The organism is Rhodovulum sp. DZ06, from assembly GCF_050586345.1.
Classification (GTDB): Bacteria; Pseudomonadota; Alphaproteobacteria; order Rhodobacterales; family Rhodobacteraceae; genus JBOCEF01.
The window spans coordinates 1-6,280 of the sequence record NZ_JBOCEF010000088.1; the positions used below are offsets into that span (position 1 = coordinate 1).

Consider the following 6,280-nt stretch of genomic DNA (forward strand, 5'->3'; position numbering starts at 1 on the left):
CCCCCCCCCCCCCCCCCCCCCCCCCCCCCCCCCCCCCCCCCCCCCCCCCCCCCCCCCCCCCCCCCCCCCCCCCATCCAACCCGTCCCGAGCGTCCATCCCCCCTTCCGCCCGCCCCTTCCCGGCGCTATCGTCCCGCGCCATGACCGACGCCGCCGCACAGCATCGCCCCGCCCCGTTCTCGCCCACCATGCTGGGCGTGTTCCCGCCCCCGGTGATGGAGGCGCGCCGCTGGATCGCGGGCCGAGAATTCCCGGCGGACCGGCCGCTGATCAACCTCTCCCAGGCCGCGCCCGTCGACGCCCCGCCGCCGAGCTTGCGCGAGACGATGGCCGCCGCGGTGGCGGGCGAGGGGCAGGTGCATCTCTATGGCCCCGTGCTGGGCGACCCGGAGCTGCGCGCCGAGATCGCGACCCGCTGGTCCGCCGCATATGGCGGCGTGATAGCGCCCGAGGACGTGGCCATCACCGCGGGCTGCAACCAGGCCTTCTGCGCCGTCGTCTCGACGCTCGCCGCGGCGGGGGACGCGGTGATGCTGCCGGTCCCCTACTACTTCAATCACGCCATGTGGCTGGGAATGCAGGGGATCGAGACGGTCCCGCTGTCCTGCGGCGCGAGGATGCTGCCGGACCTGCAGGCCGCCGAGGACGCGCTGAAGGCCGCCAATGGCCGGATCAAGGCGATCACCCTCGTGACCCCCAACAACCCGACGGGGGCCGAGTACCCGGCGGGGCTTCTGCGCGAATTCCTGAAGTTGGCCGAACGCCACGGCGCCGCGCTGATCGTGGATGAGACGTATCGCGACTTCCACAGCCAGGACGGCGCCCCGCATGACCTGTTCGGGGATGCGGACTGGCGCGACCGGCTCATCCACCTCTACTCCTTCTCCAAGGCGTTCCGGCTGACCGGGCACCGCACCGGCGCGATCATCGCCGACCCGGCCCGCCTGGCGCAGGTGGAGAAATTCCTCGACACCACCACCATCTGCGCGCCCCGCCTCGGGCAGCTCGCCGCCCTGACCGGGCTGCGCACGCTGTCGAACTGGGTGCAGGGCGAGCGGGCCGAGATCCTCGCCCGCCGCCGGGGGCTGGAGGAGGCCGCGGCGCGGATCCTGCCGGAGTGGACGCTCACCTCCTGCGGCGCCTATTTCGCCTGGTTCGAACACCCCTTCGCCGAAAGCAGCGCCACCCTCGCCCCGCGCCTGGTGGACGAGGCCGGGGTGCTGATGCTGCCCGGCACCATGTTCCACCAAGCGGGCGATCCCGCGGGCGGCCGGGCGCTGCGCATGGCCTTCGCCAACGCCGATTCCGCGGGGCTCGAAGCCGCCCTCGCGCGCCTGGCGGAGGTCCGCGCGTGAGCCCCCGCCGCCGCGAGGTGCTGGAGTTCTTCGCCGGCGGCGGGATGGCGCGCATCGGCCTCGGGCGCGGCTGGCGCTGCACCTTCGCCAACGATGTCGACAAGGGCAAATGCGCCGCCTACCGGGAGAATTTCGGGGACGCGCACCTGGTCGAGCGCGACGTGGCGCGCCTGTCCTCGGCCGACCTGCCGGGGCGCGCCGACCTCGCCTGGGCCAGCTTCCCCTGCCAGGACCTCTCGCTCGCCGGGGGACGCCGGGGGATGGAGATGGGCGGCGCCGGCGCGCGCTCCTCGATGTTCTGGGCGTTCTGGTTCCTGGTGGAGATCCTGGCCGAGGAGGGCCGCGCGCCGAAGACCCTGTGCGTGGAGAACGTGCTGGGCCTCGCGACCTCCAACCAGGGGCGGGATTTCAACGCGCTGTGCACGGCGCTGGGCCGCTCCGGCTGGTACTGGGACGCGCATGCGGTGGACGCGGCGGGGTTCGTTCCGCAATCGCGCCCGCGCCTCTTCATCATCGCCTGGCGGGGGGCTGAGCCGCCCGCCGCGCTGGCCCCCCAAGCCGACGACGCGGACGCCGCCCCGACCCATCCCGCGCTGGCCCGCGCCATCGAGCGGCTGGACCCCGAGGCCGCCGCCGCCCGCCGCCCCCTGCGGCTTCCGGCGCCGCCGGGGACCAACCAGACGCTCGGGGACCTGCTGGAAGACGCGCCCACGGGCGTGAAATGGAAGACGAAGGCCGAGGTGAACCGGCTTCTGTCCCTGATGACCCCGCGTCAGCGCGCGCGGGTGGAGGAGGCGCGCGCGGCCGCGCAGCGCGGCGGCCAGCGCCGGGCAGGGGGCGTCTATCGGCGCACGCGCAAGGACAAGGCGGGCGTCTCGGTCCAACGGGCCGAGGTGCGTTTCGACGTGGCGGGCTGTTTGCGCACCCCGGCGGGCGGGTCCTCGCGCCTCACGCTCCTGATCGCGGAACCCGACGGCAGCCTGCGCGCCCGGCTGCTGAGCGCGCGCGAGGCGGCGCGGCTGATGGGCCTGCCGGACAGCTACAAGCTGCCCAAGGCCTACACCGCGGGCTACAAGATCGCCGGGGACGGCGTGGCGGCGCCGGTGGTGCGGCACCTGGCGCAGCACCTGATCGAGCCCCTGTGCGCCGAGATCGACCGGGTGGAAGCCGCGCAGGCCGACCGGGCGGCGGAATAAGCTCTCCCCACGCGATTTTCAGCGCCCCCGCCCCCCGCCGCGTCCCGGGCGCGGTTGCAGCGTCCCGCGCGCCAAGATACACCTCCGACCACCTTTCCTTTCCGCGCGCCGCGCGCGGCCCCGCCGCATCCCATGGGGCCTTCGCGCGCCGCCCGCTCCGACGAGGCGCCGCATGCTCGCATTCTTCCGCAAGGCCGGCCAGACCTGGGTCTTCAAGGGGCTGTTCGCGCTCCTCATCCTGTCCTTCGCGGTCTGGGGGATCGGCGACGTCAACTTCGCCGGCACCCCCAAGGTCGCCGAGGTCGCGGACGAGGAAATCACGGTCGAGGACTTCGCCGAGGCCCTGTCGCGCGAGATGCAGAGCCTGTCGCAGCGCGCCCAGCGGCGCGTGACGGTGGACGAGGCGCAGGCCGCGGGCCTGCCGCAGATCCTGCTCGCCCGCCTCGTGCGCGACGCGGCGCTGAACGGCGAAGCCCATGCCCGCGGCGTCTCCGCCTCGGACGCCGACGTGCGCCGCGCCATCACCGACAGCCCCTCCTTCGCCGGGGTCGACGGGTCCTTCAACGAAGAGCAGTACCGCTTCGTCATCGACCGCCTCGGCTTCCGCCCCGAGGAGTTCGAGGCCGACATGCGCAAGGGCCTCGCGCGCGACGTGCTGACCTACTCGGTCGCCGGGGGCGCGAAGGGCGTGCCGGGGCTGGCCGCCGACCTCGCCGCCCACGCGATGGAGACGCGGCGCATCGCGCTGATCCAGCTCTCGCCCGACCAGGCCGAGGCCCCCGCCGCCCCGACCGAGGACGAGGTGAAGGCCTTTATCGACGCCAACCGCGCCGCCTACATGAAGCCCGAGACCCGCGCCGTGCGCTGGATCGCCATCGACCCGGCCGCGGTCGCCGAGGGCATCGAGATCCCCGAGGAGGACCTGCGCGCCGCCTATGACGCCGAGAAGGCCCGGTTCGAGCGGCCCGAGATGCGCATCCTCGACCAGCTCGCCTACCCGGACGAGGCCGCGGCCCGCGCCGCCCTCGCCCGCGTCGAGGCGGGCGAGACCGACTTCGCCGGGCTCGCCGCCGAGCGGGACCTGACGCTGGACGACGCGTCCCTGGGCGAAGGCCCGCGCGAAGCCTTCCCCGAGGCGGTGGCCGAGGCCGGCTTCGCGACCGATGCGACCGGCGTGATCGGCCCGGTCGCGGGCGCCTTCGGCCCGACCCTGGTCAATGTGCGCGGCATCACCGCCGCCTCGACCCTGCCTTACGAGGAGGCGAAGACCGTGCTGCGCGCCGAGCTCGCCGCCGAGCGCGCCTCGGAAGCCGCGGTGCACATCGCCGAGGACGCCGCCGACGCGGTGGCCGCGGGCGCCGGGCTCACGGGCCTCGCCAATGACCTCGGCCTCACGGTCCACGAGGCCGCCGCGCTGCCCGAGGCCGGCGACGCCGAAGCCGGTCCGCTGGCGACCGATCCGCTGTTTCTCGAGGAAGTGTTCGCCGCCGCCCCGGGCGAGGAGCGGGACATCATCGAGACCGCCGCGGGCGGCTTCGCCATGGTCATGGTCGACGCCGTCGACCCCGCCGCGCCGCTGAGCTTCGAGGCGGCCCGCGCCGACGCCGAGGCGGCGATGGAGACCGCGCGCCGGCTCGATGCGCTCGAGGCGCAGGCGGAGGAGGCGGTCGCGGCGCTGTCGGGCGGCGAGACCCCCGAGGCCGTCGCCGCGCGCTTCGGCGCCGAGGTGCAGATGGTCGGCCCGATCCGCCGCACCGGCGGCGTGGGCGAGATCGACGTGAACCTGCTCGACAAGCTCTTCGCCGTCGAGGCGGGCGGCGCCGCGCTGCTGCGCACCGATGACGGGGTGAGCATCGGCAAGGTCGAGGAGGTGATCCCCGCCGACCTGCGCGGCGCGGTGGTCGAGCAGCAGATCCGCCAGTTCGAGGAGCAGCTCGCCGCCTCGACCGGCCAGGACCTCTACGCCTATTTCGCCGCCGCGCTGCAGGACCGGGCCAACGCCTCGGTCAACCAGGCGGCGCTGGAGCGCGCGGTCAACGCGCTGCGCTGATAACGCCGGGCCCGGGGCAGGGCCCGCACAACACGGAAGCCAAACCCGTCCCGCGCCGCCCATGGCGCGGGACGGCGTCATGAAGGATCGAGGGACATGCAGATCTTCCCGGATTTCGCCACGTTCGAAGCCCAGTACGCGAAGGGCGAGAACATGGTGCTCTGGCGCCGCCTTCCGGCGGATCTCGACACCCCGGTCAGCCTGATGCTCAAGCTCGCCCAGGCGCGCAAGGACAGCTTCATGCTGGAGAGCGTGACCGGCGGCGACACCCGCGGGCGCTATTCCTTCATCGGCTGGAAGCCCGATCTCGTGTGGCGCTGCCGCGGCGACAAGGCCGAGGTGAACCGCTCGGCCCGTTTCGACGCGGATGCGTTCGAGGCGGATGCGCGCGACCCGCTGACGAGCTTGCGCGCGGTGCTCGAGGAAAGCCATATCGACCTGCCCGCCGATCTTCCGCCGGGCGTCTCGGGCCTGTTCGGCTATCTCGGCTACGACATGGTGCGGCACGTCGAGAAGCTGCCCGAGCCGAACGCCGACCCGCTGGGCCTGCCGGACGCGATCATGATGCGCCCGACCATGGTCGCGGCGGTGGATTCGGCCCGGGACGAGGTGACGCTGATCACCCCGGTCTGGGCCGACAAGGGGCTGTCGGCCCGCGCCGCCTACGCCCAGGCGGCCGAGCGGCTGACGGACGCGGTGATGGATCTCGACCGTCCCGTGGCCGCCGAGCGCGACGGCGACGGTGCCGGGGTGGGCGAGCCGGTCTCCAACACCTCCCACGACCGCTATCTCGAGATGGTCGAGGCGGCGAAGGAATACATCAAGGCGGGCGACATCTTCCAGGTGGTGCCGTCCCAGCGCTGGACGCTGGACTTCCCGCTGCCGCCCTTCGCGCTCTACCGCGCGCTGCGGCGCACGAACCCGTCGCCTTACATGTTCTACTTCAATTTCGGCGGCTTCCAGGTCGTCGGCGCCTCGCCGGAGATCCTCGTGCGCGTGCGCGGCGGGACGGTCACCATCCGCCCCATCGCCGGCACCCGCCACCGCGGCGCGACGCCCGAGGAGGACGCGGCGCTTGAAGCGGACCTGCTTTCGGACCCCAAGGAGCGGGCCGAGCACCTGATGCTGCTCGACCTTGGCCGCAACGATGTCGGCCGGGTGGCGAAGATCGGCACGGTGAAGCCGACGGCGACCTACACGGTGGAGCGGTATTCCCACGTCATGCACATCGTCTCCAACGTCGAGGGCGCGCTGCGCGACGACGTGGACGCGCTGGCGGCGCTGCTGGCGGGCCTGCCCGCGGGCACCGTGTCGGGCGCGCCGAAGGTTCGGGCGATGGAAATCATCGACGAGCTGGAGAGCGAGAAGCGCGGCGTCTATGCCGGGGGCGTGGGCTACATCTCCTCGGCCGACGAGATGGACATGTGCATCGCCCTGCGCACCGCGGTGGTGAAGGACGGGAAGATGTACGTCCAGGCCGGCGGCGGCGTGGTCTATGACAGCGACCCCGAGGCCGAGTACCAGGAGACGGTGAACAAGTCCCGCGCCCTGATGCGCGCGGCGCAGGAGGCCGGGCGCTTCGCCGGGACCGGCAACCGGTGAGTGGGGGGGGGGGGGGGGGGGGGGGGGGGGGGGGGGGGGGGGGGGGGGGGGGGGGGGGGGGGGGGGGGGGGGGGGGG

4 protein-coding genes are annotated in these 6,280 nt (G+C 73.7%); all 4 read left to right on the forward strand.

Translation table 11 applies throughout. The features are described from left to right. Positions 1-140 precede the first annotated feature (140 nt). The 4 genes from ACQ5SO_RS21055 (at position 141) to trpE (ending at position 6,203) form a co-directional block, all read left to right on the forward strand. Entirely contained in the window at positions 141-1,355 is a 1,215-nt protein-coding gene (locus ACQ5SO_RS21055; protein WP_430943622.1) for an aminotransferase, read from the forward strand. Next, positions 1,352-2,551 (forward strand): DNA cytosine methyltransferase, encoded by a 1,200-nt coding sequence (locus ACQ5SO_RS21060; RefSeq protein ID WP_430943623.1) that lies wholly within the window; start codon positions 1,352-1,354, stop codon positions 2,549-2,551. The genes ACQ5SO_RS21055 and ACQ5SO_RS21060 overlap by 4 nt, the downstream gene beginning before the upstream one ends. Before the next feature lie 172 nt (positions 2,552-2,723). Further along, entirely contained in the window at positions 2,724-4,601 is a 1,878-nt protein-coding gene (locus tag ACQ5SO_RS21065) for a peptidylprolyl isomerase (RefSeq protein ID WP_430943624.1), read from the forward strand. Between the two features lie 96 nt (positions 4,602-4,697). Beyond that, positions 4,698-6,203, forward strand: coding sequence for an anthranilate synthase component I (gene trpE / locus ACQ5SO_RS21070; RefSeq protein ID WP_430943625.1), 1,506 nt, complete (start codon positions 4,698-4,700; stop codon positions 6,201-6,203). The last annotated feature ends 77 nt before the right edge of the window (positions 6,204-6,280 follow it).